Origin of the sequence: Micromonospora sp. WMMD1120, assembly GCF_029626235.1 — a bacterium.
Lineage (GTDB): Bacteria > Actinomycetota > Actinomycetes > Mycobacteriales > Micromonosporaceae > Micromonospora.
Map to the genome: position 1 here is coordinate 945,904 of NZ_JARUBO010000005.1, position 26,077 is coordinate 971,980.

Annotated in this window: 25 protein-coding genes and 1 pseudogene; 10 read left to right on the top strand and 16 right to left on the bottom strand. The window is 73.1% G+C overall.

All coding sequences use genetic code 11. The annotated features are described in order from the left end of the window. Positions 1 to 15: 15 nt before the first annotated feature. On the bottom strand, positions 16 to 405 hold the full coding sequence (locus O7634_RS04505) for a hypothetical protein (RefSeq protein ID WP_278148904.1): 390 nt from the start codon (positions 403 to 405) through the stop codon (positions 16 to 18). Between the two features lie 43 nt (positions 406 to 448). Here O7634_RS04505 and O7634_RS04510 point away from each other — a divergent pair, with 43 nt between their 5' ends. Together O7634_RS04510 and O7634_RS04515 are read left to right on the top strand one after the other, a co-directional pair. Next, the gene (locus tag O7634_RS04510; protein ID WP_278148905.1) at positions 449 to 1,399 is read left to right on the top strand and encodes a diacylglycerol kinase family protein; all 951 of its coding nucleotides are present in this window, start codon (positions 449 to 451) and stop codon (positions 1,397 to 1,399) included. Between the two features lie 447 nt (positions 1,400 to 1,846). After that, on the top strand, positions 1,847 to 2,104 hold the full coding sequence (locus tag O7634_RS04515; protein ID WP_007072794.1) for a WhiB family transcriptional regulator: 258 nt from the start codon (positions 1,847 to 1,849) through the stop codon (positions 2,102 to 2,104). Positions 2,105 to 2,177: 73 nt separating this feature from the next. On the opposite strand, the gene O7634_RS04520 is transcribed toward O7634_RS04515, so the two are convergent. Genes O7634_RS04520 through O7634_RS04535 form a run of 4 tightly spaced genes read right to left on the bottom strand, consistent with a single transcriptional unit; the run spans position 2,178 to position 5,576 of the window. Beyond that, positions 2,178 to 2,951, bottom strand: a complete 774-nt coding sequence (locus O7634_RS04520; protein WP_278153871.1) for a CbiX/SirB N-terminal domain-containing protein — start codon at positions 2,949 to 2,951, stop codon at positions 2,178 to 2,180. Beyond that, complete coding sequence (locus O7634_RS04525) at positions 2,948 to 3,709, bottom strand: phosphoadenylyl-sulfate reductase (protein WP_278148906.1); 762 nt, start codon at positions 3,707 to 3,709, stop codon at positions 2,948 to 2,950. The genes O7634_RS04520 and O7634_RS04525 overlap by 4 nt, the downstream gene beginning before the upstream one ends. Beyond that, the gene (locus tag O7634_RS04530) at positions 3,706 to 3,867 is read right to left on the bottom strand and encodes a hypothetical protein (RefSeq protein WP_278148907.1); all 162 of its coding nucleotides are present in this window, start codon (positions 3,865 to 3,867) and stop codon (positions 3,706 to 3,708) included. Before O7634_RS04530 ends, O7634_RS04525 begins: the two co-directional genes overlap by 4 nt. Continuing rightward, complete coding sequence (locus O7634_RS04535; protein ID WP_278148908.1) at positions 3,864 to 5,576, bottom strand: nitrite/sulfite reductase; 1,713 nt, start codon at positions 5,574 to 5,576, stop codon at positions 3,864 to 3,866. Before O7634_RS04535 ends, O7634_RS04530 begins: the two co-directional genes overlap by 4 nt. Positions 5,577 to 6,116: 540 nt before the next feature. Here O7634_RS04535 and O7634_RS04540 point away from each other — a divergent pair. Beyond that, positions 6,117 to 7,604 carry a glycosyltransferase family 39 protein gene (locus O7634_RS04540; RefSeq protein WP_278153872.1) on the top strand — a complete coding sequence of 496 codons (1,488 nt, stop codon included), beginning with the start codon at positions 6,117 to 6,119 and terminating at the stop codon, positions 7,602 to 7,604. A 51-nt stretch (positions 7,605 to 7,655) separates the two neighbouring features. Here the strand turns inward: O7634_RS04540 and O7634_RS04545 are convergent, their stop codons facing one another. Both O7634_RS04545 and O7634_RS04550 read right to left on the bottom strand, forming a co-directional pair. Further along, a complete protein-coding gene (locus O7634_RS04545; RefSeq protein WP_278148909.1) occupies positions 7,656 to 9,248 on the bottom strand; it encodes a PAS domain-containing sensor histidine kinase in 1,593 nt (530 codons plus the stop codon). A 25-nt stretch (positions 9,249 to 9,273) separates the two neighbouring features. Then, positions 9,274 to 10,305, bottom strand: coding sequence for an SIS domain-containing protein (locus O7634_RS04550; RefSeq protein WP_278148910.1), 1,032 nt, complete (start codon positions 10,303 to 10,305; stop codon positions 9,274 to 9,276). 191 nt (positions 10,306 to 10,496) lie between these two features. Here O7634_RS04550 and O7634_RS04555 point away from each other — a divergent pair, with 191 nt between their 5' ends. Beyond that, positions 10,497 to 12,332 (top strand): tetratricopeptide repeat protein, encoded by a 1,836-nt coding sequence (locus tag O7634_RS04555; RefSeq protein WP_278148911.1) that lies wholly within the window; start codon positions 10,497 to 10,499, stop codon positions 12,330 to 12,332. 170 nt (positions 12,333 to 12,502) lie between these two features. Here the strand turns inward: O7634_RS04555 and O7634_RS04560 are convergent, their stop codons facing one another. Then, positions 12,503 to 14,092: an MDR family MFS transporter gene (locus O7634_RS04560; RefSeq protein WP_278148912.1), complete on the bottom strand. Its 1,590-nt coding sequence runs from the start codon at positions 14,090 to 14,092 to the stop codon at positions 12,503 to 12,505. A gap of 113 nt (positions 14,093 to 14,205) precedes the next feature. On the opposite strand from O7634_RS04560, the gene O7634_RS04565 reads away from it, so the two are divergent. After that, complete coding sequence (locus O7634_RS04565; protein WP_278148913.1) at positions 14,206 to 14,781, top strand: TetR/AcrR family transcriptional regulator; 576 nt, start codon at positions 14,206 to 14,208, stop codon at positions 14,779 to 14,781. Positions 14,782 to 14,882: 101 nt separating this feature from the next. Here the strand turns inward: O7634_RS04565 and O7634_RS04570 are convergent, their stop codons facing one another. The 7 genes from O7634_RS04570 to O7634_RS04600 all read right to left on the bottom strand — a co-directional run bounded on the left by O7634_RS04570 (position 14,883) and on the right by O7634_RS04600 (position 19,333). Continuing rightward, positions 14,883 to 15,392 carry a GNAT family N-acetyltransferase gene (locus tag O7634_RS04570; RefSeq protein ID WP_278148914.1) on the bottom strand — a complete coding sequence of 170 codons (510 nt, stop codon included), beginning with the start codon at positions 15,390 to 15,392 and terminating at the stop codon, positions 14,883 to 14,885. Further along, positions 15,389 to 15,604 carry a biotin/lipoyl-binding carrier protein gene (locus O7634_RS04575; protein WP_036412357.1) on the bottom strand — a complete coding sequence of 72 codons (216 nt, stop codon included), beginning with the start codon at positions 15,602 to 15,604 and terminating at the stop codon, positions 15,389 to 15,391. Before O7634_RS04575 ends, O7634_RS04570 begins: the two co-directional genes overlap by 4 nt. A 424-nt stretch (positions 15,605 to 16,028) precedes the next feature. Next, positions 16,029 to 16,316, bottom strand: coding sequence for a mycothiol system anti-sigma-R factor (rsrA, locus tag O7634_RS04580; protein ID WP_203150061.1), 288 nt, complete (start codon positions 16,314 to 16,316; stop codon positions 16,029 to 16,031). Between the two features lies 1 nt (position 16,317). After that, entirely contained in the window at positions 16,318 to 17,145 is an 828-nt protein-coding gene (locus tag O7634_RS04585; protein ID WP_278148915.1) for a sigma-70 family RNA polymerase sigma factor, read from the bottom strand. A 236-nt stretch (positions 17,146 to 17,381) separates the two neighbouring features. Then, entirely contained in the window at positions 17,382 to 17,996 is a 615-nt protein-coding gene (locus tag O7634_RS04590; RefSeq protein WP_278148916.1) for an alpha/beta family hydrolase, read from the bottom strand. A gap of 50 nt (positions 17,997 to 18,046) precedes the next feature. Continuing rightward, on the bottom strand, positions 18,047 to 18,439 hold the full coding sequence (locus O7634_RS04595) for a WhiB family transcriptional regulator (protein ID WP_278148917.1): 393 nt from the start codon (positions 18,437 to 18,439) through the stop codon (positions 18,047 to 18,049). A gap of 195 nt (positions 18,440 to 18,634) precedes the next feature. Continuing rightward, positions 18,635 to 19,333: an SOS response-associated peptidase gene (locus O7634_RS04600; RefSeq protein ID WP_278148918.1), complete on the bottom strand. Its 699-nt coding sequence runs from the start codon at positions 19,331 to 19,333 to the stop codon at positions 18,635 to 18,637. Positions 19,334 to 19,435: 102 nt separating this feature from the next. On the opposite strand from O7634_RS04600, the gene aroA reads away from it, so the two are divergent. From aroA to O7634_RS04620, 4 genes and pseudogenes are all read left to right on the top strand, one after another. Continuing rightward, positions 19,436 to 20,737 (top strand): 3-phosphoshikimate 1-carboxyvinyltransferase, encoded by a 1,302-nt coding sequence (gene aroA / locus O7634_RS04605; protein WP_278148919.1) that lies wholly within the window; start codon positions 19,436 to 19,438, stop codon positions 20,735 to 20,737. After that, positions 20,707 to 21,864 carry a ribosome small subunit-dependent GTPase A gene (gene rsgA / locus O7634_RS04610; protein ID WP_278148920.1) on the top strand — a complete coding sequence of 386 codons (1,158 nt, stop codon included), beginning with the start codon at positions 20,707 to 20,709 and terminating at the stop codon, positions 21,862 to 21,864. Before aroA ends, rsgA begins: the two co-directional genes overlap by 31 nt. 28 nt (positions 21,865 to 21,892) lie before the next feature. Continuing rightward, positions 21,893 to 22,711, top strand: a complete 819-nt coding sequence (gene hisN, locus O7634_RS04615) for a histidinol-phosphatase (RefSeq protein ID WP_278148921.1) — start codon at positions 21,893 to 21,895, stop codon at positions 22,709 to 22,711. Positions 22,712 to 22,770: 59 nt separating this feature from the next. Beyond that, a pseudogene (locus tag O7634_RS04620) lies at positions 22,771 to 23,688 on the top strand (hypothetical protein). On the opposite strand, the gene O7634_RS04625 reads toward O7634_RS04620, so the two are convergent. Beyond that, complete coding sequence (locus tag O7634_RS04625) at positions 23,646 to 24,845, bottom strand: glycosyltransferase (RefSeq protein WP_278148922.1); 1,200 nt, start codon at positions 24,843 to 24,845, stop codon at positions 23,646 to 23,648. The pseudogene O7634_RS04620 and the gene O7634_RS04625 sit on opposite strands and share 43 nt — an antisense overlap. Before the next feature lie 224 nt (positions 24,846 to 25,069). Here O7634_RS04625 and O7634_RS04630 point away from each other — a divergent pair, with 224 nt between their 5' ends. Continuing rightward, entirely contained in the window at positions 25,070 to 26,068 is a 999-nt protein-coding gene (locus tag O7634_RS04630; protein WP_278148923.1) for an SDR family oxidoreductase, read from the top strand. Positions 26,069 to 26,077: the final 9 nt, after the last annotated feature.

Below are 26,077 nucleotides of genomic sequence, written 5' to 3' on the forward strand. Positions count from 1 at the left end.
GGCGCGCCGACACCCTCACTCGAAGCCGAGGGCGCGGGTCGTCGGCGGACTGACCAGCAGCCAGGCCACGCCCAGGCCGAGCACCATCAACGGCACGCCCAGCCAGCCCAGCCCAGCCTGGATCATGAACCACCCGATCGGCAGCAGCATGAGCTGGAGCACTATCGCGGGGGCCCGCGCGCCCGCCTGACGGCGCAGCAGCGCCCGGCCCAGCGCCCAGAGCGCCACCGCCGCCCCGATGGCGAACACCGTCACCAGCAGCGCGGCGAGCAGATCGGTGCGGGTGGCGGTGAGGTCGGCCCAGACCAGCCACACGGCGACCAGCCCGACGGCTGCCGCCTCCGCCCACAGCAGCCGGACGGCCCAGCGGAGCGTGACGGGAATCGGAGCCGAGTCGATGGTCACGCGCGCCACGATACCCGGGCCGGCGAGAGGTACAGTGCCGCCCATGCGGGCCGTCCTGGTGGTCAATCCGAAGGCCACCACCACCAGCGAACGCAGCCGGGACGTGCTCGTCCGGGCGCTGCGCAGCGAAGTCGACCTCAGCGTGCGCTACACCCGCCGACGCGGGCACGCCACCGCCCTGGCCCGGGAGGCCGCCGTGGAGGGGGTCGACGTTGTCGTCACCCTCGGTGGCGACGGCACGGTGAACGAGGTGGTGAACGGTCTGATGACGGCCGAGCTGCCGACCCGCTCCGACGACGCCCCGATGGCGGACCGGCTGCCCGCGCTGGCGACCGTCCCGGGCGGCTCCACGAACGTCTTCGCCCGCGCCGTGGGACTGCCCCGGGAGTGGCCGGAGGCCACCAGCATGATCCTGGAGGGGCTGCGGCTGGGTCGGAGCCGGACGGTGGGGCTCGGCCGCGCGGACGACCGCTACTTCACCTTCTGCGCCGGGTTCGGCCTGGACGCCGCGGTCATCCACCGGGTGGAGCAGGCCCGGCGCAAGGGTCGGGTGTCGACGCCGTCGCTCTACCTGCGCTCGATCATGAGCCAGTACTTCTTCGCCTCGGACCGGCGGCACCCGGCGATCGTTCTGGAGCGGCCGGGCGAGCCGGCGGAAGCCGAGCTGGCCACCGTCATCATCCAGAACACGGCGCCCTGGACGTACCTGGGTGACCGGGAGGTCAACCCGAACCCGAGCGCGTCGTTCGATCTCGGGCTGGACGTGCTGGCGTTACGTCAGCTCCGGGTGGCTAGCACAACACGGACAGTGACGCAGTTCCTGGGTCGGCAACCAAATCCGCGCGGGCGTCAGGTGTTACGACTCCATGACACAGCGGAGTTCACGCTGGTCTCCAACCGTCCGCAGGCGTTCCAGCTCGACGGCGACTATCTCGGCGAGCGGGAGAAAGTCAGATTCACCTCCGTTCCCGCCGCACTGAGAGTAATCTGCTAGGTCTCGGGTACTGCCCAAGGTCGACACGGTGGCCACAACGGGTCGGCACGGCCACCGCCACACCGAGGGGCAGGTGCCGGAAATGTCAGCAATGTCACGCGGACTGTACTATATTGATCCTCGACTGTGGCACGCCGGGTAACCAGGAAAGCACTGGAATCCGGACAAACGGGTTGTGGGCTTGCTCACCGCCCGGAGTTTTTCCGAGCGTCACCCTTGACATCACGAGAGTTCGTGAAAGTATTCACAAGCGAACTTGAGTTACCGGGACAACGCCTGGATATGCTCGACAGGTTGAGCTGTTCCAGCAGGTCCCCGGCGCTGAACGCCTGCTCACGCGCTGCCGAATGGACAGACGCTAACCGTCACCATCGGCATTGCGGATGCATATAGGAAAAGCACGACACGCAAAATTGCCACCCATCCAGAATGAGGAGTGTTGCCGCCATGGACTGGCGTCACCATGCTGTCTGCCGCGACGAGGACCCGGAGCTGTTCTTCCCGATCGGGACGTCCGGGCCGGCTCTCCTGCAGGTCGAGCAGGCCAAGGCCGTCTGCAGGCGCTGCTCCGTGACCGACCAGTGCCTGCAGTGGGCACTCGAGTCCGGTCAGGACGCGGGCGTCTGGGGCGGAATGAGCGAGGAGGAGCGGCGCGCCGTCAAGCGACGCGGCGGCCTCCGGGTGCTGCGCGCTCACTCCGCCTGATCCCCAACGACACAGCCGAACGCCCCGGTGGGTCCGCCCGCCGGGGCGTTCCGCTGTCCGGCGCCGGCACGGGTCACCCCGCTGCGTCGTCCACCCGACGCAGCACCAGGTCCACCAACTCGGGCGCGTCGGTCAGCGGCCCGGCCACCGCCACCGCGCCCGCCGACCGGGCCGCCTCGGCCACCGCGTCGTGGAAGAGACCCGGCGCCAGGAAGTACGCGGACACCGCGACCCGGCGCGCGCCGGCCGCCCGCAGCCGGGTCACCGCCACACCGGCCGCCGGAGGCGCCGCCGAGGCGTACGACACGCGGCAGGGCACCCCGAGCTGCACGCCGAGCGCGTCGGCCACCCGGCCCACCGAGCGGCGCGCCCGCGCGTCCCGGGTGCCCGCGGCCGCCAGCACCAGCGCGTCGAAGCGGCCCGGCCGCGCCTCGTCGAGCCGACGGCGCAGCCCGGCCAGCAGCCCCGCGTCGGCGTCCCCCGCCGCCGGGCCGAGCACGTCGGTCACCCGTACGTCGAGCGCCGGCCCGCCCTGCGCGGCGGCGGCGACCGCCGCGGGGATGTCCACCCGACGGTGGTACGCGGCGGTCAGCAACAGCGGCACCAGCACCGCCCGCCGGTGCCCGGCCATGGCCAGGTCGCGCAGCACCTCGGTCGGCCCCGGCTCGGTGTGGTCCAGCCAACTGGCATGGACCGGCGTGCCCGGCCGCGCCACCGACACGGCCCGGGCCAGCGCCCGGGTGGCGTCGGCCGCCCGTGGATCGCTGCTGCCGTGCGCGACGAGCACCACCGGGTCCGCCCCGCCGGCCGTGGCGGGGCCGGTGCGGGACGTGGCCGGGGAGGTCAGACGTGCAGCCCGCACTCGGTCTTCTCGAACATGGCCCACCGGCCGGCCCGGGCGTCCTCGCCGGCCTTCGTCCGACGGGTGCACGGCCAGCAGCCGATCGAGCCGTAACCCTGCTTGAACAGCTCGTTCACCGGCACGTTGAAGCGGGCGATGTACGCGTCCACGTCCCGCTGCGACCACGCCGCGATCGGGTTGACCTTGACCTTGCCGCGCCGGGCGTCGAACGTCACCACAGGGGTGTTGGCCCGGGTCGGCGACTCGTCCCGGCGCAGGCCGGCAGCCCAGGCGTCGTACCCGGTGAGCGCCCGCTCCAGCGGCTCCACCTTGCGCAGTTGGCAGCAGTCGTCCGGGGACTTGTTGAACAGCCGGGGGCCGTACTGGCCGTCCTGCTGGCCGACGGTGAGCCGGGGCCGGATCGACCGGACGTTCACCGGCAGCGTCCGGGCGACCTCGTCGCGCACCCGCAGCGTCTCCGGGAAGTGCAGGCCGGTGTCGAGGAAGACCACGTCGACCCCCGGCGCGACCCGGGACACCAGGTGCGCCAGCACGGCGTCGGCCATCGAGCTGGTGACGCAGAAGCGGTCACCGAACGTCTCCGCCGCCCAGCGGGCGATCTCCAGCGCCGGAGCGCCCTCCAGGTCGGCGGCGGCCTGCTCGGCCAGCGCGCGCAGCTCGTCCGGGCCGCGCCGGGAGGCGTCGGCGGGGGCCGGACCACCCGGGCCGACCAGGCGCAGGCTCGTGGCCGAGACGAGGCTCATCGGGTCACCGCCCGACTCAGCAGCCCGGTGAAGCGCACCGCGAAGACCCGGGCACAGGCGTGGCACTCCCAGGCGCCGTGGCCCGCCTCGTGCGGCCGGAGATCCTCCTCGCCGCAGTACGGGCAGTACAGAGGTGCCGCTCGGTTCTCGCTGCTCACCGCAGTTCCTCCTCGTCGACTCTGATCACCCAGTTGGCGAACGACTCGCCCTCGCTCCGGCCGGCCAGGTAGCGCAGGGCCAGCCGTTCCACGTACTCCGGAAGCTCCTCGGCGGTGGTCTTCAGGCCGCGCAGCTTGCGGCCGAAACCGGCGGTCTGCCCCTGGGCCATGCCCAGCCCACCGCCCAGGTGCACCTGGAAGCCCTCCACCTGCTGGCCGTCCGGTCCGACCACCAGCTGGCCCTTGAGCCCGATGTCGGCCACCTGGGTCCGCGCGCACGCGTTCGGGCAGCCGTTGATGTGGATCGAGATGTCCGCGTCGAAGTCGCGCAGCCGCTGCTCCAGCCGGGCCACCAGCTCCTCACCGCGCGCCTTGGTCTCGACGATGGCGAGCTTGCAGTACTCGATGCCGGTGCACGCCATGGTGCCGCGCCGCCAGGCCGACGGCCGGGCCTCCAGACCGATTTCACGCAGCGCGTCGACCAGCGACTCCGTCCGCTCCGACGGCACGTCGAGCACCAGCAGCTTCTGGTACGGCGTGAGCCGCACCCGGTCGCTGCCGTGCGCCTCGACCACGTCGGCGAGCTGGCTGAGCTGCACCCCGGAGACCCGGCCGACCACCGGGGCGGCGCCCACGTAGTGCCGCCCGTCGGCCTGCTCGTGCACGCCCACGTGGTCGATCGGCTTCGCCGGCAGGGTGGGCGCCGGGCCGTCGAGCAGCGTCCGGCCGAGGTACTCCTTCTCCAGGACCTCGCGGAAGCGCTCGATGCCCCAGTCGGCCACCAGGAACTTCAGCCGGGCCCGGTTGCGCAGCCGGCGGTAGCCGTAGTCGCGGAAGATCCCGACCACCCCGGCCCACACGTCCGGCACCTCGGCCAGCGGCACCCAGACACCGAGACGCTTGGCGAGCATCGGGTTGGTGGAGAGGCCACCGCCGACCCAGACGTCGAAGCCGGGACCGTGCTCGGGGTGGTCGACACCGAGGAACGCGACGTCGTTCGACTCGTACGGGGTGTCCACCAGCCAGGAGATGGACGTCTTGAACTTACGGGGCAGGTTGGAGAACTGCTTGTCGCCGACGTACCGGGAGACGATCTCGTCGATCGCCGGCGTCGGGTCCAGGACCTCGTCCCGGGCCACCCCGGCGACCGGGCTGCCCAGCACGATGCGCGGGCAGTCGCCGCACGCCTCGGTGGTCTGCAGACCGACCGACTCCAGCCGGCGCCAGATCTCCGGCATGTCCTCGACCCGGATCCAGTGGTACTGGATGTTCTGCCGGTCGGTGATGTCGGCGGTGTCCCGGGCGAACTCCCGGGAGATGTCCGCGATCACCCGTAGCTGGGCCAGGCTGAGCTGGCCACCGTCGATGCGGACCCGGAGCATGAAGAACTCGTCCTCCAGCTCGTGCGGCTCCAACACGGCCGTACGCCCACCGTCGATGCCCGCCTTGCGCTGGGTGTAGAGGCCCCACCAGCGGAACCGGCCGCGCAGATCCTGCGGGTCGATCGAGGCGAAGCCCCGGTGCGCGTAGATGTTCTCGATGCGGGCCCGTACGTTGAGCGGATCGTCGTCCTTCTTGATCCGCTCGTTGGGGTTGAGCGGCTCACGGTGGCCGAGCGCCCACTGACCCTCGCCCCGTGGCCGACGCGCTGCCCGGGCCGGTCGGGCCGCGGGGTCGTCGGATCGGGCCGGGATGCTGCTGACCGCCATCGCGGCGTCCTCCGTTGTCTGCGGTGCCTCTGGCGTGCGGGGCGCGGCGGCCGGCCCGCGGCGAGCGGGCGGGACAACGGTGTCTGGGACAGCCGGCGCGGAGCGCGCCCGAGACGGATTGGTCGGGCGTCGTCAGTTGGCCGGACAGATCGCGCTGCGCACGCGGCCGTAATCAACGTGGCGTCGAGCCACGAAGCGGCGGACGACTGCGGCGGTCATGCGCCCATGCTGCCACACCCCACAGGGACCGGCCAATGTCCGCGTGCGGCATCCCACATCACGGGCCAGCCCTCCGCACGTCCCCTACCCCCGGCCCTGATCCCCGATCCTGGTCCCCCGCCCCCGCCCCGGCCCAGGGCCCCCGGCCCACGCGATCTTGCACTTCTTGTCGCGACATATAGGGCAGTGCACCCATACCGACGACTGAAACTGCAAGATCGCGGGTGGGGTTCGGGTGGGGTTCGGGTGGGGTGGGGGTGGGTGGTTTGCGGGGTGGGCCCGGGAGGGCTGAGGGCGTGGCAGGCTCGGGCCGTGGGGGGAATGTCCGAGAAGTCGACCCGGGTGCTTCGGCGTCCGCCGGTCTGGCTTCCTCCGGCGCTGCTCACCCTGGCGGTGACGCTGACCGGCCTGGACTCGGCGCAGCTCTGGCGGGACGAGCTGGCGACCTGGAGCGCGGCCACCCGGTCGCCCGGCGAGCTGGCCAGGCTGGCCGGCACCATCGATGCCGCCACCGGGCCGTACTACCTGCTCATGCACGGCTGGACCACTGTCGCCGGGGACTCCACAGTCGCCCTGCGGCTGCCGGCCGTGCTGGCGATGGCGGTGGCCGCCGGGCTGCTCGCCGTACTCGGCGGGTGGCTCGTCGACCGGCGCTGCGGTCTCTTCGCCGGGCTGCTGTTCGCGGTGCTCCCCGGCACCTCCCGGTACGGGCAGGAGGCCCGCCCGTACGCCCTGGCCACGATGCTCGCTGTCCTCGCCACGGTGCTCCTGGTGGCCGCGCTGCGGCGGCCGAGCTGGGCCCGCTGGACCGGGTACGCGGTCGCCGTCACCGCGCTCGGGCTCATCCACCTGATCGCGCTCACCCTGCTCGTCGTACACGCGCTCGTGGTTGTGGTGACCTGGTGGCGCGGCCCGGCGGCGGCCGGCGTCGCCGCACCGGCTGCTCCCGGGGCCGCCCGGGACGGCCGGATGTGGCGGTGGGTGGTCGCGGTGGTGCCGGTCGCGGTACTGGTGGGTCCGCTGCTGATCGAGGCCCGGACACAGCGGTCCCGGCAGTTGAACTGGGTCCACCTGGCCCGGCTGGACGACCTGAGCGCGCTGCCCGGCGGCGTGACGCAGAGCAGCGTGGTGGGCGGCCTGCTGGTCGGGGTCGCCGGCCTGGGCGCCGCCCGGCTCGGGCGGCGTGCGCTGCTGCCGGTGAGCGCGGTCCTGTTGCCCGTGCTGCTGCTCTTCGCGGTCGGCGCGGTCGTGCCGCTGTGGGTGCCCCGCTACCTGGTCTTCGTGGTGCCCTTCGCGTGTCTGCTGGCCGGCGCGGCGCTGGCCGCGGTGCCCGCGCGGGCCGCGCTCGTCGTGGTGGTCCTGGCCGGGCTGCTCGGCCTGCCCGACCAGGCCGCGCTGCGCCGGACCCACGAGTGGCCCCGCACCGCCCCGGTGGACTACGCGGGGGCGGCGCGGGTGATCGCCGAGGGTCAACGGCCCGGGGACGGCATCGTCTACTCGCCCCGACGCAGTTGGCTCTTCCTCGACCTCGGCATCGACTACCACCTGGCGGACCGACCGCGGGACGTGCTGGTCACCGAGGACGAGGACCGTCGGGGTGACCTGTGGGCGGCGGAGTGCCCCGACCCGGCGCGGTGCCTGACCGGCGCGGAACGGGTGTGGCTCGTCCTCTCCGGTCGGCACGGCGAACCGCTGCCAGCCGTGCCGGGAAAGAAGGGCGACGCGCTGCGCGAGGGCTTCACCGTCACCCAGGTCTGGCAGCGCCCCGGCCTGACCGTGGCCCTGCTGAATCGCCGCTCCGACCGCTGACCCGCCGTCCCGACTGGCCGGAGCGAGCCGGGCCGGGGGCGGGGGCGGGCCTCAGGGTTGCGCGCGCCCGTCGGGGGCGTTGCGGGCCAGCGGTACGGCGAGCACGGCCTCGGTGCCGCCGTTGGCGCCGGCGCGCAACTCGATGGTGCCGCGCAACTCCCCGGTGACCAGCGCGCGGACGATCTGCAGGCCGAGCCGGCTGCCACGTTCGGCGTCGAAGTCCGGAGGTAGGCCGCGCCCGTTGTCGGTGACCGAGACGTGCAGCATCTTGCGGAACCGGTGGGCCGAGACCACCACCTCGGGCCGCTCCGACGGGTCGACCTCGGCGACGGCGGCCGGCACCATGCCGGAGGCGGCGGGCACCGGGGCCTCGTCGGCCTCCTCGGCCGGCGGGAAGCCGTGCTCCACAGCGTTGAGCAGCAACTCGTTCAGGACCATCACCAGCGAGGTGGCGATCTCCGCCGGCAGCACACCGAAGCTGCCCCGGCGGCGCATGCCGACGCTCACCTCGGTCACCGCGACCTCGGTCGCCGCGCTGGCCACCCGGTCGACGATGCCGTCGAACTCGACAGCCTCGTCGCTGGACATCGAAAGCGTCTCGTGCACCAGGGCGATCGAGGCGACCCGGCGGACCGACTCCTCCAACGCGACCCGCGCCTCCGGCATCGCCACCCGGCGGGCCTGCAACCGCAGCAGCGCGGCGACCGTCTGGAGGTTGTTCTTCACCCGGTGGTGGATCTCCCGGATGGTGGCGTCCTTGGTGATCAGCGCCCGGTCCCGGCGACGGACCTCGGTGATGTCCCGCACCAGCACCAACGCGCCGATCGGCACGCCGGCCGGCATCAGCGGCAGCGCCCGGGTGAGCATGGTGGCCCCCCGGGCGTCGATCTCCCGTCGCGGCGGCCCCTCGCCGCGCAACGCGGCCAGGATGCCGTTCGCCGCCTCGGTGCCCTCCAACGGGTCACCGGCCAGCCGGCGGTGCAGCCCGGCCAGGTCCTCGCCCACCAGGTGCGAGACGTAGCCCAGGCGGCGGTACGCGGACTGGGCGTTCGGGCTGGCGTAGGTGACCTTGCCGCCGGCGTCGAGCCGCACCAGGCCGTCGCCGACCCGGGGCGCGGACGTGGTCTCGCCCGGATGACGCGGCGGCGGGAAGGTGCCGTCCGCGATCATCTGCGCCAGGTCGTCGGCGGTGGTCAGGTAGTTCAACTCCAGCTGGCTGGGGGTACGGGCGGTGGAGAGGTTGGTGTCCCGTCCCACCACGGCGATCACCTCACCGGCCTCCCCCTCGGCGGTGCGCAGCCGGACCGGGATCGCCTCGTGCCGGGCCGGCACGTCGCCGTACCAGACCGGGTCGCCCTCCCGCCAGATCCGGCCCTGGGAGTACGCCACCCCGAGGTGGGCCACCTCCGACCCGCCGACGATCCGGCCCACCTGGTCGTCCTGGTAGGCGGTGGGCGCGGTGGTCGGGCGGACCTGGGCGACGCAGAGGAACGTGCCGTCGGCGTCGACGGGCACCCAGAGCAGCAGGTCAGCGAAGGACAGGTCGGAGAGCAACTGCCAGTCGCCGGCGATCCGGTGCAGGTGGTCGATGTCGGCCGGACGGAGGTGGGTGTGCTCCTCGGCGAGGTCGCGCAGCGTGGACACGGTGACCAGGGTGCCACGCCGCGCCTCACATCGTCGCGGTGACCTTCTTCAGGCCGCGCGGCGCGTCCGGGTCCTCACCCCGGGTCAGCGCCAGGGCCAGGGCCAACCGCTGCAACGGCAGGATGTCCAGCAGTGGGGCGTACCGCTCGTCGACCTCGGGCACGGCCAGCCGGGTCGCGCCCGGCACGTCGGCGGAGCCGACCACGACGACATCGGCGCGACGTTCACCGAGGCGGGGCAACACCTCGCCCATCGAACGCCCGCCGGGACCGGAGCCGACGACCGCGAGCACCGGGACCTCCGGGTCGGTCATCGCCAGCGGGCCGTGCAGCAGGTCGGCGCCCGAGAAGGCGAGGGCCGGCAGGTAGGAGGTCTCCATCAGTTTCAGCGCTGCCTCGCGGGCGGTCGGGTACGCGTACCCCCGACCGGTGGTGACCAGTTGGCGGGCGAACCGGTAGCGCGGCGCGAGCTGCGCAGGGGTGCCGTCGGTCAGGGTGCGGGCGGCCAGGTCGGGGAGCGCGTCGAGAGCCTTCCGCTCGGCGGCCGGGAGCACGCCGTCGCCGGCCCGGACCCCCTCCACCAGCATCAACAGGGCGAGCAGCTCGGCCGTGTAGGTCTTTGTCGCGGCCACCGCCCGCTCGTGCCCGGCGGCGATGTCGACGCTCAGCTCGGCCGCCTCGACGAGCGGCGAGTCGGGCGCGTTGGTCACCGCGAGGGTCAGCGCCCCGGACGCGCGGGCGGCGCGCAGCACCTCGGTCAGGTCGGGTGAGCCGCCGCTCTGGCTGACGCCGACGACGAGCGCGTCGGACAGGTCGGGGCGGGCCCCGAAGAGGGTGACCACGCTGGGCGAGGCGAGCCCGGCGGGCAGGCCGAGCCGGATCTCGGTCAGGTACGCCCCGTAGAGCGCCGCGTGGTCGGAGGTGCCCCGGGCGGTGAAGACCACGTGCCGTGGGCGGCGCTCGGCGATGACCGCCGCCACCCGGGCGATCTCGGTGGCGCTGGCCGTGGCGAGCAGGCGCGCGTAGCCGGCCGGCTGCTCGTCGATGTCGGCGGCCATGCCAGCCCCTGCGCGTGTCACTGCCACTCCCCTCTCTGCGCGGTTGCCGCGCGAATCTTGCTCAGTCTTGCATTTTTCCATCCCGTACAGCAATTGAACGAGCAGAAGTGCGCAGTAGCTCACCTGGTGATCTCAATATCAACTACGCTGGACGCGGCCGCACCCGGTCCAACCCGTGACGAGAGGACGACGTGCCCGACGGAACGGACGACTCCGCGCTCTCGGCGACCGAGGAGCTGGCGCTGGCCCGGCTGGCCCTCGACGAGGGCGACCTGCACCACGCCGCCGGGCACCTCGCCGGCGCGTTGGCGCGGGCGCCCACCCTCCCGGAGGTCCACGAGACGCTGGCCCGGCTGGCCGCGACGGACGGCGGCGGCCTCGACCTCTTCCCGATCAACCACCACACCTTCGTCGGCGCCGTCGTCGCGCGGGCGCACCTCCTCGCCACCGCCGGCCGCCCCGCCGAAGGACTCGACCTACTGGCCGTGGCGACCGTCTACGCACCCGGCGCCCAGTGGGCCGGCGTGCCCTGGGTCACCGCGCCCGAACTCGCCGAACGACTCCCCCCGGAACACATCGCCCGCGTCCTCATGCAGGTCTGCGCCGCGCTGCCCGACCCGGTGCCGCGGGTCGGTCGGGCCGCGCTGATCCCGTACCTCACGCTCGCCCGCAACGCGGCCACCGTGCACCCCGAGCACGGCCTCCTGCTGGGCGCGGCGTCCGCGTTGGCCCGGCGTCTCGGCGAGGTCGAGCTGGCCGTCCGCTGGGCCTCCCGAGGGGTACGCGCACAGCCCTCGAAGATGGGCGAGGTGTGGCTCGGGTACGCGTACCGCAGCTCGGGCCGGACCCGCGACGGCCTGGCGGCCCTCGGTCGGGCCGTCGAGCTGGACCCCGACGACCTGGCGATCTACGCGGACATCGCGGGCACGCTCGCCGAGATCGGCCGGCTCGACGAGGCGCTGGAGTGGGCCGAGCGGGCCCTGGCGCGCGACCCCTCCTTCGACTGCGCGGTGCACACCGCCCACCGGGTACGCCACCTACGCGACGGCAACCTCGCCCACCTGGTCGCCCTCGCCGACTTCGTCCGCGACCATCCGGACGACAGCCACGAGCACGGCGACCTCGCCCAGTGCTGCCGGAGTCGACCCTGGCTCGGTCAACTGACCCCGGCCGGCGGCGCGCTCGTCGACGCGCTGCGGCAGGCGGTGGCCGACGACGACAACGGCCTGGGCGGCACGGTGAGCCTGGCCGCCCCCGCCCCGCCGAGCGCTGTCGTGACGGCGCTCGCCAACGCTCCCGGGCTGCGGATGGTTGTCGACGCGGTGCCGGAGCCGGACCCGCGCGAGCCACGCCGGGCGTCGGCCCGGCGGCTGTGGCACTACGCCGGGCAGATTCCCACGCCCGCGCTGCCGGCTCCCTCGCCCACCGCTGTCGAACGGGTCGGGCAGATCGCGCACCCGGCCTGGGCGCACCCGCCGGCGGCGTACGACGCGGCGGTGGGCCTGGCCGGCCTGGACGTGGCCGACCTGCTCGGCCTGCTGGTGCACCCACCGGCCGCGCCGGCCAACGCGGTGGGTCGACTGCTGGCCGCCCACGACCCGTCGGTCTGGGTCCGTGGCGTGCAGGTGTGGGCCTGCCTGGGGCTGCTGCACCACCGCACCGACGAGCCGTGGGAGGGGTCGACACGGCGGCGGGTGCTGCTCGACCTGATCTGGGGCGTCGAGGACTGGGTCACCGAGGCAGCGCTGTTCGCCCTGGTCACCGCCGCCTGGGTCGACCCCGAGGTCCGGCCGGACGTGGCGCGGGTGGTGGGCGAACGTCTCGCCGACGCGGCCGCCGTGGCACGGACCCGACCGGTCCCGATCATCGCCTCGCTGGCCCACCTGACGCTCGCCACGCCGGAGCTGGACCCGGGCACCGCGGCCCTGGCCGGCGAACTGCTCGACACCTACTCCCCGCGACTCCCCCGCCCCCGCAACCCACTGCGCCGCCTCTGGCAACGCCTAACCCGCCCCCGCAACCCCTAACCCCACCCCCTCCCCACCCCCCACCCCCCCGCGCCCCCTTCCCCGCGATCTTGCACTCGCTGTCGTCGATTCGCCGGGAAGGGGAGCTTTTGTCGACGCAGAAAGTGCAAGATCGCGCGGGTGGGGGGTGGGGTGCGGAGCGCGGGGGTGGGGGCGGGGCGGGGTGGGGGTTAGGCGACGGGGGCTTTGCCGAGGGCGGTCTCGGCCTCTTCCTCCGGGGTGGCCTGGGGCGGCGCGTCGTTCGCGGTGCGGAGCGGGATCTCCTTGATGAACCAGGCCAGCACCGGGATCACGACGGTGAAGAGCGCCGCCCAGAGGAAGACGTGCGAGATCGCGTCGGCGAGACCGCCGAGGACCAGCTCGCGCGCCTGGGCGGGCAGTTGCTTGAGCTTCGCCAGGTCCATCCCCGCGCCGGCCTCACCGCCGCCGCCGAAGGCCGACCCGGCGGCCGAGTCCGCCAACCGGTTGGCGAAGATCGCGCCGAACAGCGAGATGCCGAACGAGCCGCCGATCGACCGGAAGAAGGTCGCCGCGCCGCTGGCCGCGCCAAGGTCCTTCTGCTCCACGCTGTTCTGGGCGATCAGCATCGAGGTCTGCATGAGGAAGCCCATGCCGACGCCGAGCACGATCATGTAGAGCGACGACGTCAGCTTGCTGGTGTTGGTGTCCAGCATGGACAGCAGCACCATGCCGGCCGTCATGACCACGCCACCGACGATCGGGTATGCCCGGTACTTGCCGTTGCGGGTGATCGCCCGGCCGATGGCCAGCGAGACGACGAGCATGCCGAACATCAGGGGCAGCAGCAGCAGACCGCTGTTGGTCGCCGACGCCCCCTGCACGGTCTGCTGGTAGAGCGGCAGGAAGTTCATCGCGCCGAACATCGCGAAGCCGAGCATGAAACCGATCACCGAGATCAGCGCGAAGTTGCGGTTCGCGAACAGCGCCAACGGCAGGATCGGCTCCGGCACGCGCCGCTCCACCAGGCCGAACGCCAACAGCGCGAGCGCGGCCACCACCATCAGGCCGAGGATCTGCGGCGACGTCCAGTCGTACTCGTTGCCACCCCAGGTGGTGATGAGCACGATCGCGGTGATGCCGGCGGAGAGCAGCCCGGCGCCGAGCCAGTCGATCCGGTGCTCGGTGCGGTACTTCGGCAGGTGCATCGTGGTGATCAGCACCAGCAGCGCGACGCCGCCGAGCGGCAGGTTGACGTAGAACGCCCACCGCCAGGAGAGGTGGTCGGTGATGAAGCCACCGACCAGCGGGCCGGCGACCATGGCGATGGCCATGATGCCCGCCATCATGCCCTGGTAGCGCCCACGCTCGCGGGGCGGCACCAGGTCACCGATGATCGCCATCACGCCGACCATGAGGCCACCGGCGCCGAGGCCCTGCACGGCACGGAAGGCGATGAGCTGGACCATGCCGTCCTCCGGGCCGCCGAACATACCCGAGCCGGACATGCCGCAGAGGGCGGAGCCGACGATGAAGATGACGACCGAGGTCAGGAAGACCGACTTGCGGCCGTACAGGTCACCGAGCTTGCCCCAGATCGGGGTGGAGACCGTGGTGCCCAGGACGTACGCGGTGACCACCCAGGTGAAGTGGTTGAGGCCGCCGAACTCGCCGACGATCCGCGGTAGCGCGGTGCTGACGATCATGTTGTCGAGCATCGCGAGCATCATCGCGATCATCAGCCCGAACAGCACGACCCGGATGTTGTTGGGTCGCGTGCCGGCCTGGGTTGCCTGAGTCATAGGTAAGCTCCCCCCTAAGGATTGCCATACTTACTTGCCGCCCGGCTAGTAACCTTACTAGCCGCACGGTAAGTTGGATAGCGAACGACGGTCAAGCCAATTGGGGGGCGCGGGTGAGGGAGAGCACAGGCGGGACCCGGGAACGGATCAAGACCGTCGCGCTCGAGCTCTTTACCGAGCAGGGGTACGAGAAGACCTCGCTCCGGGAGATCGCCGAGCGCCTCAATGTCACGAAGGCCGCCCTCTACTACCACTTCAAGAGCAAGGACGACATCGTCGCCAGCTTCGTGGAGGACCGGCTGGAACGCATGGACGCGCTCGTCGCCTGGGCCGAGTCACAACCCTCGACCCTGGCCACCCGCCGCGAGCTGATCTCCCGGTACGCCGACACGATGTTCAGCGGCGACCAGCCGTCGGTGATGCGCTTCTTCGAGCAGAACCAGACCGCGCTCAAGAGCCTCGCGGCCGGTCAGAAGATGCGTGGGCGGATGATGGAGTTGGCCAACGCGCTCTGTCGGGGCGACGATTCCCCCGCCGCCCAACTGCGTGCCGCGCTGTCGCTCTTCGCGGTGCACACCAGCTGGTTCGCGGTCCGCGCGCCACACGTCAGCGACGACGAGCGCCGCAAGCTCGCCCTGGACGTGGCCGACGAACTGCTGGCCGCCATCGCGACCGAGCCCGGCGCCTGACCGGACGCCGCTCGCCGCCGGGCCGATGCACGCCCGCCGACGGGCCGATGCACGCCCGCCGCCGGGTCGGGTGACGCTCGGCGGCGCGCGTCGGGCGGCCCTCAACCGTGGGTCAGGTCCAGTCGCAGGCCGAGCAGGTTGACCCCCGCCACCGGCGACCAGTCCTTCTCCGGCACCCGGACGAAGCCACGCCGGGCGTAGAGCCGGTGCGCCGACTCGGCCATCCCGGCCCGGACGCAGATCACCAGCGCCGTGCACCCCAACCTGGTCGCCCGGTCGACACACGCCTCGACCAGCGCCACACCGACACCCCGCCCTTGCGCGCCCGGGTCGACAGCGAGCATCCGGAACTCGGCCTCGCCCGGCCCGGACAATTCGGCGTACCGGGTGCCGGGCAGCACGAACGTCACCGAGCCGAGCACGGCGCCGGTCACCTCGTCGACGGCGACGAGCACCTCGCCACTGGCGGCACGGCTCGACACGTCGGCCAACACCTCGCCGTACCCGTGCTCGCCCTTGAGTTGACCGTCCGCCTCGTAGGCGGCCACTGTCAGCCGGGCCACCGCCGGGAAGTCAGCCGGCTCGGCCGGACGGACCCGGAGTCCGGTCAAGCGATCACCGCGATCAGATCGCCGTCCTGCACGACGTCGCCCTCGTGCACCGCCAACTGCTGGAGCACACCGTCGGACTCGGCGACGACCGGGATCTCCATCTTCATCGACTCGAGGATCACCAGGGTGTCGCCCTCGGCCACCGTGTCGCCCGCCGTGGCCACGACCTTCCAGACGTTCGCCACCATCTCGGCGCGGATCTCCTCGGCCATGTCCGGGCCCTCCCTCTTCGCGATGTGTCTGCCGACGTATCCAATCATGCGTCCGTCGGTGGTGGGCGCGCAGCGGCACGGGCCGGAAGGCACGTCCGCCCTGCGGGCGGCGGCGGGTGCCGTCGGCACTACCATCAGCGGGTCGGACCCGACGCCGGACGGCCGGTGGGCGCACCGGCGCCGAGGTCGTGCGCAGGACGGCTCCGACCGATCACGAGGAGGTCAGCATGGCGAAGAAGGCTCGGAAGAAGAAGGCGCGCAAGAAGAGCGCCGCGAACCACGGCAAGCGCCCCAACTCCTGAACGCGTCGGCGGGTCCGTGGCCCGTCACCGCTCAGCCCGACCCGGCCGCGGCCGGGGACACCGGTGGCCCGGGTCGACACCGACCCGGGCCACCGTTCGTGCTCTGACAGACGCGCCGACGCTCAGTCGGCCAACTCGCGGGACTCGCTGGTCTCGAAGACCACCAGCTCGGTGAGCTTGACCCGCAGGCGCTCGCGCAGCTGGTCCGGGGCGGTCTCGTTGCCGCAGCAACGGGCCACCAGCGCCCGCACCTCCTGCTCCAGCCCGTACTCGCGCAGGCACGGCCCGCACTCGTCGAGGTGGTCGCGGATCAACGAGCGACGCTCGTCGGCGCACTCGAGATCCAGGTAGAGATACACCTCCGCGAGCACCTCGCGGCAGTCCGTCTCGTGCGGCTCCCCACAGCTCACGTCACACCTCCCGACCGGCAGCGGCGGCGGTCGAGCCCTTCGACGAGCGGGCGGCGCTGAAGCCCCGCTCCTCGGCGTATTGCTCGAGCAGCTTGCGCAGATTACGACGGCCCCGGTGCAGGCGCGACATCACGGTGCCGATCGGCGTGCCCATGATGTCCGCGACCTCCTTGTAGGAGAAGCCCTCGACATCGGTGAGGTAGACCGCCAGGCGGAACTCCTCCGGCAACTGCTGGAGGGCCTCCTTGACGTCGCTGTCCGGCAGCCGGTCCAGTGCCTCGGTCTCGGCCGAGCGCAACCCGCTGGAGGTGTGCGACTCGGCCTCGGCGAGCTGCCAGTCGGTGATCTCCTCGGTCGGCGCCTGGATCGGCTGGCGCTGCCGCTTACGGTAGGAGTTGATGTAGGTGTTGGTCAGGATCCGGTAGAGCCAGGCCTTCAGGTTCGTGCCCTGCTCGAACTGGTGGAAGGCCGCATAGGCCTTCAGGTAGGTCTCCTGGACCAGGTCCTCGGCATCCGCCGGGTTACGCGTCATCCGCAGCCCAGCAGCGTAGAGCTGATCGACGAATGGCATCGCGTCCCGTTCGAACCGGGCCCTGCGCTCGTCCGTCTTCTCGGTGGTCAACCGCACATCCCCTCGCGTCGGATGCTTTCCCGCCGAGGATACGCGCACGGACCTGGCCGCAGATTCACTTTCGGCCGGTGTGCCAGTGCTCACCGCGCCCACCCGGCCCGGGCCTGCCGTCACGGGCCATTCCGGAGCGTCCAGCAGCCGCTTCAGCTGCCGGGCGTCCCGTTCGTCCCGTTGCAGGCTTCGTGTCTCGGTTGGCACCGGTCACCCCCCTCGCAGAAAAGTCGTCCGGGGGTAGTAACGCGAGAGGACCGCTGGGGCATTCCGGCCGATCCTCCCCCGTTCCTGGTCCCGACCCCGACGGCGGTCGGCGCTGGGACCAGGAAGGGCCTGGGAGGACTGGCGCCACGACTCCGTTCGGGCCGGCGGCACCACCGGATGCAACGACCCGTCCCGGGCAGCGGAAACGGTCGCGTGGGCGTGCCGGCCCCGGAGGGTCAGTCGGCCGTCCAGCCCTGGGCCGCCAGCCACTCCCGGACGGCCGCCCCGGTGCCGGTCGGATCTCTGCGCAGGTCGTGCGTCTCACCCGGACGCGACACCACCCGCACGGTCGGCCCCGGCTCCGGGGTGCCGAACGGGTCCCGGTCGCCGTTGACCACGAGCGTGGGCAGGCCGGTGTCCAGTTCGGCGGCGCGCGAGCGCTCCGGCCGCCCGGGTGGGTGCAGCGGGAAGGCCAACGCCACCACCCCGGCCGCGCCCACCGTGCGGGCCGTCCGGCAGGCAACCCGCGCGCCACTCGAGCGACCGCCGACGACAGTCGTGGGCACGTCTGTGTGCCGCGCCCGCAGCACGGCGAGCACCGCCGCCCAGGACTCGTCGAGGTGACCCGCCGGTGCCGGCGCGCGCCGACCGGCGACCCGGTAGGGCTGGGTCACCCGGACCACCACCAGACCGGCCGCGACCGCGGCGTCGCGTACCGCGAGCAGGTCGGGGGCGTCCACGCTGCCGCCCGCACCGTGCCCGAGGACGAGCAGCGCGGTGGCCGGGCGGCCCGGCAGGTCGGTGTCGATCCGCGCGGGCCCGCGCGGGGTGTCGATCTCGTCGGCTGGCACCGACCCATTCTGCGCCGCCGGAAGGGTGCCGGGCGCGGACCCGCCGCCGGTCAGCTCAGCGGAACCAGGGCGAGCAGTCGGTCGCGGACCGGCGGGCCGGCGTCGTCGACGGCGTCCGGGTCCGGATCGACCTCGCCGCGCCACGCCACGAGCATCGCCCGGCGTTCGCGCGGCGTGGTGCCGCCCCACACGCCGTGACAGTCGCCGACGTCGAGCGCCCAGGCCAGGCAGGACCCCTGCACGTCACAACTGCGGCACAGCGCGACGGCGGCGTCCGCCGGCTCGTTCGGCGCGGGAAAGAACGTCTCCGGATCGACGCTCTGACAGGTGCCTCTGGTGCGCCACGCGTCGTCCTGGCGCCGTTCCCGCAAGGCCCGCAGCAGTCGCGGATCCCGCCGCGCCGCCGCCACCTCGTGCGGGCGCGGCATACGTGCCCGTGTCATCCACCCACCTCCCCCGTGGGACCGGCAAGATCCGTGAATGCCGTCCGCCCCGTGCGAATCGACAGCCACTACCGGCGCTGTGTTCTATCGCACTTCACGACATCGGGACAAGGGTCTGCCAGGAACACGACCGAACGGTCGGGCGACGAATCGCGCGGAACCCTCACAAATCGGCGCCTGACGATGGGGTGAACCTCAGAACAGGGTCACTTCCTGCGGCGCCACCGCCACCCGGGCGGTCAGCTCCGGCCCGTCGTTGCGAACGTCGCCCACCGCGGCACCCACCGGGCGGATCTCCAACCCGGCCAACTGCTCCGCCGACGCCGGCGTCAGCAGCCGTTCCGGCTCGTCGGTCGGCGCCAACCACGACGACCACCCCTCGGCCGGCAGCAGCACCGGCATCCGGTCGTGCACCTCGCTCAGCTCGCCGCGCGCCGCCGTGGTCAGCACGCTGAAGGTGAGTCGGCTGTCGACGCCGGACTTCCAGACCGACCAGATGCCGGCCAGGGCGAGCACCGAGCCGTCGCGCGGGGTCATGAAGTACGCCTGCCGACCCCCGTCCGGCCGGCGAACCCACTCGTACCAGCCGTCGGCCGGCACCAGGCAGCGGCGGTGGGCGAACGACGACGCGTACGCCCGGCTGGTGGCCACGGTCTCCGCCCGCGCGTTGATCATGCGGGCGGCGCCGGCGGCCGACCGCGACCAGTGCGGCAGCAGGCCCCACCGACCCACGGCGAGGCTGCGGTGCCCCTCCGGGGTGAGCCGCACCAGAGGCACCGGGTCGGTCGGCGCGACGTTGTGGTCCGGCCGGACCGCGCCGTCGGTGTCGTCGGACGACTCGAACAGCGCGCTCAGCTCGCCGGAGCTTCGGGTCGTCGCGTACCTGCCGCACATGGGGCACACGCTAACGCGTCGGAGGCCCCGTCGGCTGTCCCGCCAACCGGGAGTACGAACGCCGGGCTCCACCGCCCACCCCCGGCACGGCAGAATGTAACCGTGGGGAACCTGACCGCGACCCGGCCGCCACAGCCGTGGACCGCACCGACCGCATCCGACCCGGTGGCGGCGACGCTGCGCCTGCCCGGTTCCAAATCGATGACCAACCGCGCCCTGGTGCTCAGCGCGCTGGCCGCCGGCCCGTCGACGCTGGCCCGGCCACTGCGCGCCCGCGACACCGAGCTGATGGCCGCCGGCCTGCGGGCGATGGGCGCGCACGTGTCGATCAGTGACGACGAGCGTTGGCTGATCCGGCCGCACCCGCTGGTCGGGCCCGCGCACGTCGACGTGGGGCTGGCCGGCACCGTGATGCGGTTCGTGCCGCCGGTGGCGGGCCTGGCCGACGGGCAGGTCACCTTCGACGGCGACCCCTACGCGCGCACCCGGCCGCTCGGCCCGCTCGTCGAGGCGCTGCGCTCACTGGGTGTCCGGATCGACATCACCGGCACGGGCAGCCTCCCGCTGACCGTGCTCGGCACCGGCCGGGTCAGCGGGGGCGAGGTGGTGATCGACGCGTCCGCCTCCAGCCAGCTCGTCTCCGGGCTGCTGCTGGCCGCCCCGCGCTTCGACCGGGGCGTCGTGGTGCGCCACGTCGGCCCGCCGGTGCCGTCCGCGCCGCACCTCCGGATGACGGTGCAGATGCTGCGGGCCGCCGGCGCGGCGGTCGACGACAGCACCCCCGACGTCTGGACCGTCGAGCCCGGCCCGCTCGCCGGGCGCGGCTGGGAGATCGAGCCGGACCTCTCCGGCGCCGTCCCGTTCTTCGCCGCCGCCCTGGTCACCGGCGGTGAGGTGACGTTGCAGGGTTGGCCGCGCAGCAGCGGTCAGCCGGTCGAGCAGCTCCGCTCGCTGCTCCAGCGGATGGGCGGCGAGGTCACGCTCTCCACCGACGGGCTCACCGTCCGGGGCACCGGCGTGGTGCACGGTCTGACCGCCGACCTGTCCGACGTCGGCGAGCTGACCCTCGTGCTGACCGCGCTGGCCATGCTCGCCGACTCGCCCTCGGTGTTCACCGGCGTCGGGCACATCCGTGGCCACGAGACCGACCGGCTCGCCGCCCTCGCCCGCGAGTTCGGCGGGCTCGGGGCGGACATCACCGAGACACCGGACGGGTTGGAGATCCGGCCTCGGCCGCTGCGCGGCGGGCTCTTCCGCACCTACCACGACCACCGGATGGCGCACGCCGCCGCGGTGGCCGGGCTCGCCGTACCGGGCATCGAGGTGGACGACGTGGGGTGTACCTCCAAGACGATGCCCGAGTTCCCGGCACTATGGTCAGCGATGGTGACCGGAAAGAGCTGACGCGAGGAGGGGCCCTGGCGAGGAAACCGCGGGAGTACGACGAGGACGACGTACGGGTCCGGCCCGGGAAGTCGTCGCGTCCGCGTACCCGCACCCGCCCGCGGCACGCCGACGCGGTGGACGGGTTTGTCATCGCCGTCGACCGGGGTCGCTACACCTGCGTGCTGTCCGGGGCCGAGCGCGGCGTGGTCGGCGCCGAGCTGCCCACCGTCACCGCGATGCGGGCCCGCGAGCTGGGCCGCAAGTCGGTGGTGGTCGGTGACCGGGTCAGCCTGGTCGGCGACACGTCCGGCGCGGAGGGGGCGCTCGCCCGGATCGTCCGGATCGCCGAGCGCCGCTCGGTGCTGCGCCGCACCGCCGACGACGACGAGACCACCGCCGAGGGTCGGCTGGAGCGGGTGGTGGTGGCCAACGCCGACCAGTTGGTGATCGTCAGCGCGCTGGCCGATCCGCCGCCGCGCACCGGGTTCATCGACCGTTGCCTGGTGGCCGCGTACGACGCGGACGTCGAGCCGCTGCTCTGCCTCACCAAGGCCGACCTGGCCGGGCCGGAGGAGGTGCTGGGCTACTACACCGAGCTGGAGCTGCCGTACGTGCTCAACCGCCCCGACTCCGACCTCGACGCGCTCCGCGCGCTGTTGAGCGGCAAGGTCTCGGTGTTGGTCGGGCACTCCGGGGTGGGTAAGTCGACACTGGTCAACCGCCTGGTTCCGGACGCGGCCCGCGCGGTCGGCGTGGTCAGCGCGATCGGCCGGGGTCGACACACCTCCACCAGCGCCGTGGCGCTGCGCCTGCCCCCGGTGCCCGGCGTCGACACCGACCCGGGATGGATCATCGACACCCCCGGGATCCGCAGTTTCGGGCTCGCGCACGTGTCGGCCGACAGCCTGCTGCACGGCTTCCCCGACCTGGTGGAGGGCACCGTCGACTGCCCGCCGAACTGTCCGCACACCGCCGACGAGGCGGAGTGCGGGCTGGACGCCTGGGTCGCCGCCGGCAAGGCCGATCCGCGCCGGCTGGCCTCGTACCGCCGGTTGCTCGCCTCCCGGGCCGGCGAGGGCGACGCGCGCGGCGAGGGCGACCAGCGCGGGCCCGGCGAGGGTGACCGGCGCGGGCCCGACGAGTGAGCCGACCGGCGTCGGCTAGGTTGCCGGCATGACCGGGTACGCCGACGACCTCGCCCTCGCCCACCTGCTCGCCGACCGGGCCGACGCCATCGCCAACGCGCGGTTCCGCGCGCTCGACCTGCGCGTCGAGGCGAAGCCCGACCTCACCCCGGTGTCCGATGCGGACACCGCGGTGGAGCGGGAGATCCGCGCCCTGCTGACCGAGCACCGGCCGGCGGACGGGGTCCTCGGCGAGGAGTACGGCGCGCGGCCGTCGACCGACCCGGACGGCCGGCGGTGGATCATCGATCCGATCGACGGCACCAAGAACTTCGTCCGTGGCGTGCCGGTCTGGGCCACCCTGATCGCGCTCTACGACGGCGACCGGCCGGCGGTCGGCGTGGTGTCCGCACCGGCGCTGGGCCGGCGGTGGTGGGCCAGCGCGGGCGCGGGGGCGTACGCCGGTTCGGGCCCCGCCGACGGCGAGCGGATCGGCGTCTCCGCGGTAGGCCGGGTGGCGGACGCCAGCGTCTGCTACTCCTCGCTGACCGGGTGGGAACGCGCCGGGCGGCTCGACGCGATGCTGAACCTGCTGCGCGACGGGTGGCGCAGCCGGGCGTACGGCGACTTCTACGGTTACATGCTGCTGGCCGAGGGCGCACTGGACGTGATGGTGGAGCCGGAGTTGTCGCTCTGGGACGTGGCCGCGCTGGTGCCCGTCATCATCGAGGCGGGTGGCACGGTCACGGATCTGGACGGTGCGCCGGCGCCGACCGGCGATCCGGGTACCGACAGCAGCGTGGTGGCCACCAACGGTGCCCTGCACGACGACATCCTCGCCCGCCTCAACTCGCCAGCCGCGCGCTGACCCTCGGCAACCTCTATCCTCGCCAGGTGGTCTCCTCCGGCTGGTGCTTCCTCGCGGCGATGATCGTCGCGTACGGCTTCGCCAACCTCCTCCAGTCGGTGGCCGCCGCCCGCACCACTGTGCACCACACCTTCGACCCGGGCCTGCTGCTGCGTCTCGCCGGGCACCGGACGTACCTGGTCGGCCTCGGCTGCCAGATCGGCGGCTTCGTGCTCGCGTTCCTGGCCCGGCGGGACCTGCCGCTGTTCCTCGTGCAGGCGAGCGTGGCCGCCGGGCTGGGAGTGACCGCCATCCTCGGCGTGCTGGTGCTCAAGTGGCGACTCCCGGCGGCGGAGGTCGTGCTGCTGGGCCTGCTCTTCGCGGGCATCACCGCGCTGGTGCTGTCCGCCCGGCCGGCACCGTCCCGGCAGCTCGGCACCGCCGGCGCGATCGCTCTGCTGGTGGCGCTCGGCGGCATCGCGGCGCTCGGCTTCTTCGCCGTCCGACTGCACGGCGCGCCCGGGTCGGTGGCCCTCGGCTCGCTGGCCGGTCTGGCGTTCAGCTCGGCCGCTGTCGCCGCGCGACCACTGGCGTCCGCGCCGTCCGCCGAGGCGTTCCTCGCCGACCCACTGTTCTTCCTGCTGATCGCCCATTCGGTCGTCGGGCAACTGCTGCTCGGCCTGGCCATGCAACGCGGCTCGACGACGGCCGCGGTCGCCGCGATGGACGCCGCCGGCGCGGTGCCCGCCGCGATCGTCGGTCTGCTTCTGCTCAACGACAAGATCTGGCCGGGGCGGGAGTGGCTGGCCGCGGCCGGTTTCCTGGTCACCCTGGCCGCCGTGATCGGGCTTACCCGGTACGCCGAACCGCAGCAGCAGCGCGCGGTGGCGCACCGTCGGGACCGCACGATGGTCGGTGCGGGCCGACCCGGCTGAGTCGGACCCGCCCCGCTCCGTCAGGCCTCGACCGGCTTGCGGCGGCTCACCACCCGCTCGTAGAGACGCTCCAACGCGCCTGCGGTGCGTTCCCAGGTGTAGCTGCTGCGCACCCGGTCCACGGCGGCGTGCCCGTACGCGAACCGGCCGGCGTTGTCGGCGAGCAACCGGCGCAGCGAGATGCCGAGCGCCCGGACGTCACCGGGAGGCACCAGGCGGCCGGTGACCTCGTCGACGACGGCGTCGGCCAGGCCGCCCATCGCGTAGCCGATCACCGGCACGCCGCACGCCATGGCCTCCAGCGAGACCCGCCCCGCCGAGGAGTAGTGCGGTGTGCAGGCCACCACGTCCGCCGACCGGTACCAGGTGGCCATCTGGTCGTGGGGCACCGCGCCGACGAGCCGTACCTGGTCGGCGACGCCCACCTGCTCGGCGAGCTGGCGCAGCCGTCGGGCCTCGGCATGGTTGGCGAGTTGGCTGGTCGGCGGCCCACCGGCGATCACCAGTTCGGCGTCGCCGACCAGTCGCATCGCCCGGATCAGGTCCTCCTGCCCGTGCCCGGCGGCGAGCGAGCCCACCGACAGGATGCGGGACCGTTGCTCGCGGGGTGCCGCCTCGCCGTCGGGGTGGAACTGCGCGGTGTCCACCCCCGCCGGCACCAGCGCGACTGAGCTGCGCTGCAGGCCCATCCGGGTCAGCTCGTCGACCTCGTCGTTCGACTGGGCGACGGCGATGTCCACCGCCCGGGTCAGGGCCCGCTCCAGCGTGATCCGTGCCCCCGGACCGTCGTAGTGGCCGCCGAGGTGGCGCAGTTGCTCGACGCCGAGCGAGTGGAACGTCTGCACCACCGGGATGTCGGTCTCCCGTACGGCGTGCGCGGCGGCCAGGCCACCCAGCCAGTAGTGCCCGTGCACCACCTCGGGCCGCCAGGCGCCCGACCACTCGTCGGCGAGCCAGCGGCCCACCTCGGTCACGAACGGGATCAGCTCCGCGGTGGGCAGGACCGTGGGTGGGCCGGCGGGCACCCGGTGCACCTGGTAACCGTCGACGGTTGCGGTGGCCGGCAGCTCCGGATCGTCCCGGCGCTCGTAGAGCCGTACGTCGTGGCCTCGTTCGGCCAGCTCGGCGGCGACCCGCGCGATGTGCTGTCGGGTGCCGACCGGTGGTCCGTCAGCGTGGCGGTACGAACTGGCGTGCGCGCAGACGAGGCCGACGCGCATGGGTCACCTCCCTGCGATCTTTGCTCGGTGGTGGTCCTCCCGGTCAGAGCGTCCCATTAACCCCACGGGCGGGAGCCGAAACCTGGCAGATCAGGAAGAGTCCCCGCGAGTGCCACCGACCCTTGCGCCACGGCAAGCACACGGGTCCCGTCGACCCGCCGTTCGACGAAGATCGACAAGCGCCAGGTGGTATGACCAGGCCCGAGCCGGGGTACCGCCCAGAAATGCCGCTGACCCGCAGCCTCGACGATTCGACAGTGGTGATCACCGGCGCGTCCAGCGGGATCGGCATAGCCACCGCATACGCGCTGGCCCGTCGGGGCGCCGCTGTCGTGCTGGCCGCGCGCACCGAGCCGGCCCTGGAGCAGGTCGCCCAACGCTGTCAGAAGCTGGGCGGACGGGCGCTGGTGGTGCCGACCGACGTGACCGACCTGGAGTCGGTGCGCCGGCTGGCCGAGCAGGCTGCGGCCGAGTTCGGCCGGATCGACGCCTGGGTGAACAACGCGGCGGTGAGCGCTGTCGGCCTGTTCGACGAGATCCCCGTCGCCGAGTTCCGGCGGGTGCTGGAGGTCAACCTGCTCGGCACCGTGCACGGCATCAAGGCGGCCCTGCCCTATCTCGACGCGGCCGGCGGCGGAGTGCTGGTCAACAACGCCTCGGTGCTCGCCGAGGTGGCGATGCCGTACCAGTCCGCGTACAACGCCAGCAAGCACGGCATCCGTGGGCTCGCCGACACGGTCCGCCAGGAGTTGCGGGTCACCGGTCGCGGCCGGATCTCGGTCTGCACCGTCCTGCCGGCCACCATCGACACCCCGTTCTTCCGGCACACGGCGAACCACACCGGCCGGGAACTGGTGCCACCGCCTCCGGTCTACCCGCCGGACATCGTCGCCGAGACCATCGTGCGGCTGCTCCGCCGGCCCCGCCGCGAGGCGTACGCCGGGGGCGCCGCCCGGCTGCTCGGCGTCCAGTGGCGGCTGGCGCCCGCCCTGGTGGAACGCACCCTCGGCTGGTACGCCAACCGCACCCAGTTCGGTCCTGGCGTACGGATGGACACCACCGGCAACGTCTTCGACGCCGACGCCACGGCCCGCCCGGACGGCCGCTGGAACGGCCGGCGGCGGCAGTTGGTGCGGATGACCGCCGCCTTCGGTCTGGCCGCCGCCGGCACCGCGGTCGGCACCGTGGCGGCCATCAACCGCCGATCCCGGCCGGGCCGCTGATGGCCGGAG

What these genes read in the sequence shown, in the direction of transcription:
- rsgA (WP_278148920.1), top strand. Translation starts at nt 20,707, where the DNA reads ATGGTCAGCGATGGTGACCGGAAAGAGCTGACGCGAGGAGGGGCCCTG.
- O7634_RS04630 (WP_278148923.1), top strand. Translation starts at nt 25,070, where the DNA reads ATGCCGCTGACCCGCAGCCTCGACGATTCGACAGTGGTGATCACCGGC.
- O7634_RS04600 (WP_278148918.1), bottom strand. Translation starts at nt 19,333, where the DNA reads ATGTGCGGCAGGTACGCGACGACCCGAAGCTCCGGCGAGCTGAGCGCG.
- O7634_RS04510 (WP_278148905.1), top strand. Translation starts at nt 449, where the DNA reads ATGCGGGCCGTCCTGGTGGTCAATCCGAAGGCCACCACCACCAGCGAA.
- O7634_RS04535 (WP_278148908.1), bottom strand. Translation starts at nt 5,576, where the DNA reads ATGGCGGTCAGCAGCATCCCGGCCCGATCCGACGACCCCGCGGCCCGA.
- O7634_RS04595 (WP_278148917.1), bottom strand. Translation starts at nt 18,439, where the DNA reads ATGACACGGGCACGTATGCCGCGCCCGCACGAGGTGGCGGCGGCGCGG.
- O7634_RS04550 (WP_278148910.1), bottom strand. Translation starts at nt 10,305, where the DNA reads ATGGCCGCCGACATCGACGAGCAGCCGGCCGGCTACGCGCGCCTGCTC.
- O7634_RS04625 (WP_278148922.1), bottom strand. Translation starts at nt 24,845, where the DNA reads ATGCGCGTCGGCCTCGTCTGCGCGCACGCCAGTTCGTACCGCCACGCT.
- O7634_RS04560 (WP_278148912.1), bottom strand. Translation starts at nt 14,092, where the DNA reads ATGACTCAGGCAACCCAGGCCGGCACGCGACCCAACAACATCCGGGTC.
- O7634_RS04525 (WP_278148906.1), bottom strand. Translation starts at nt 3,709, where the DNA reads ATGAGCCTCGTCTCGGCCACGAGCCTGCGCCTGGTCGGCCCGGGTGGT.
- O7634_RS04540 (WP_278153872.1), top strand. Translation starts at nt 6,117, where the DNA reads ATGTCCGAGAAGTCGACCCGGGTGCTTCGGCGTCCGCCGGTCTGGCTT.
- O7634_RS04515 (WP_007072794.1), top strand. Translation starts at nt 1,847, where the DNA reads ATGGACTGGCGTCACCATGCTGTCTGCCGCGACGAGGACCCGGAGCTG.
- hisN (WP_278148921.1), top strand. Translation starts at nt 21,893, where the DNA reads ATGACCGGGTACGCCGACGACCTCGCCCTCGCCCACCTGCTCGCCGAC.
- O7634_RS04575 (WP_036412357.1), bottom strand. Translation starts at nt 15,604, where the DNA reads ATGGCCGAGGAGATCCGCGCCGAGATGGTGGCGAACGTCTGGAAGGTC.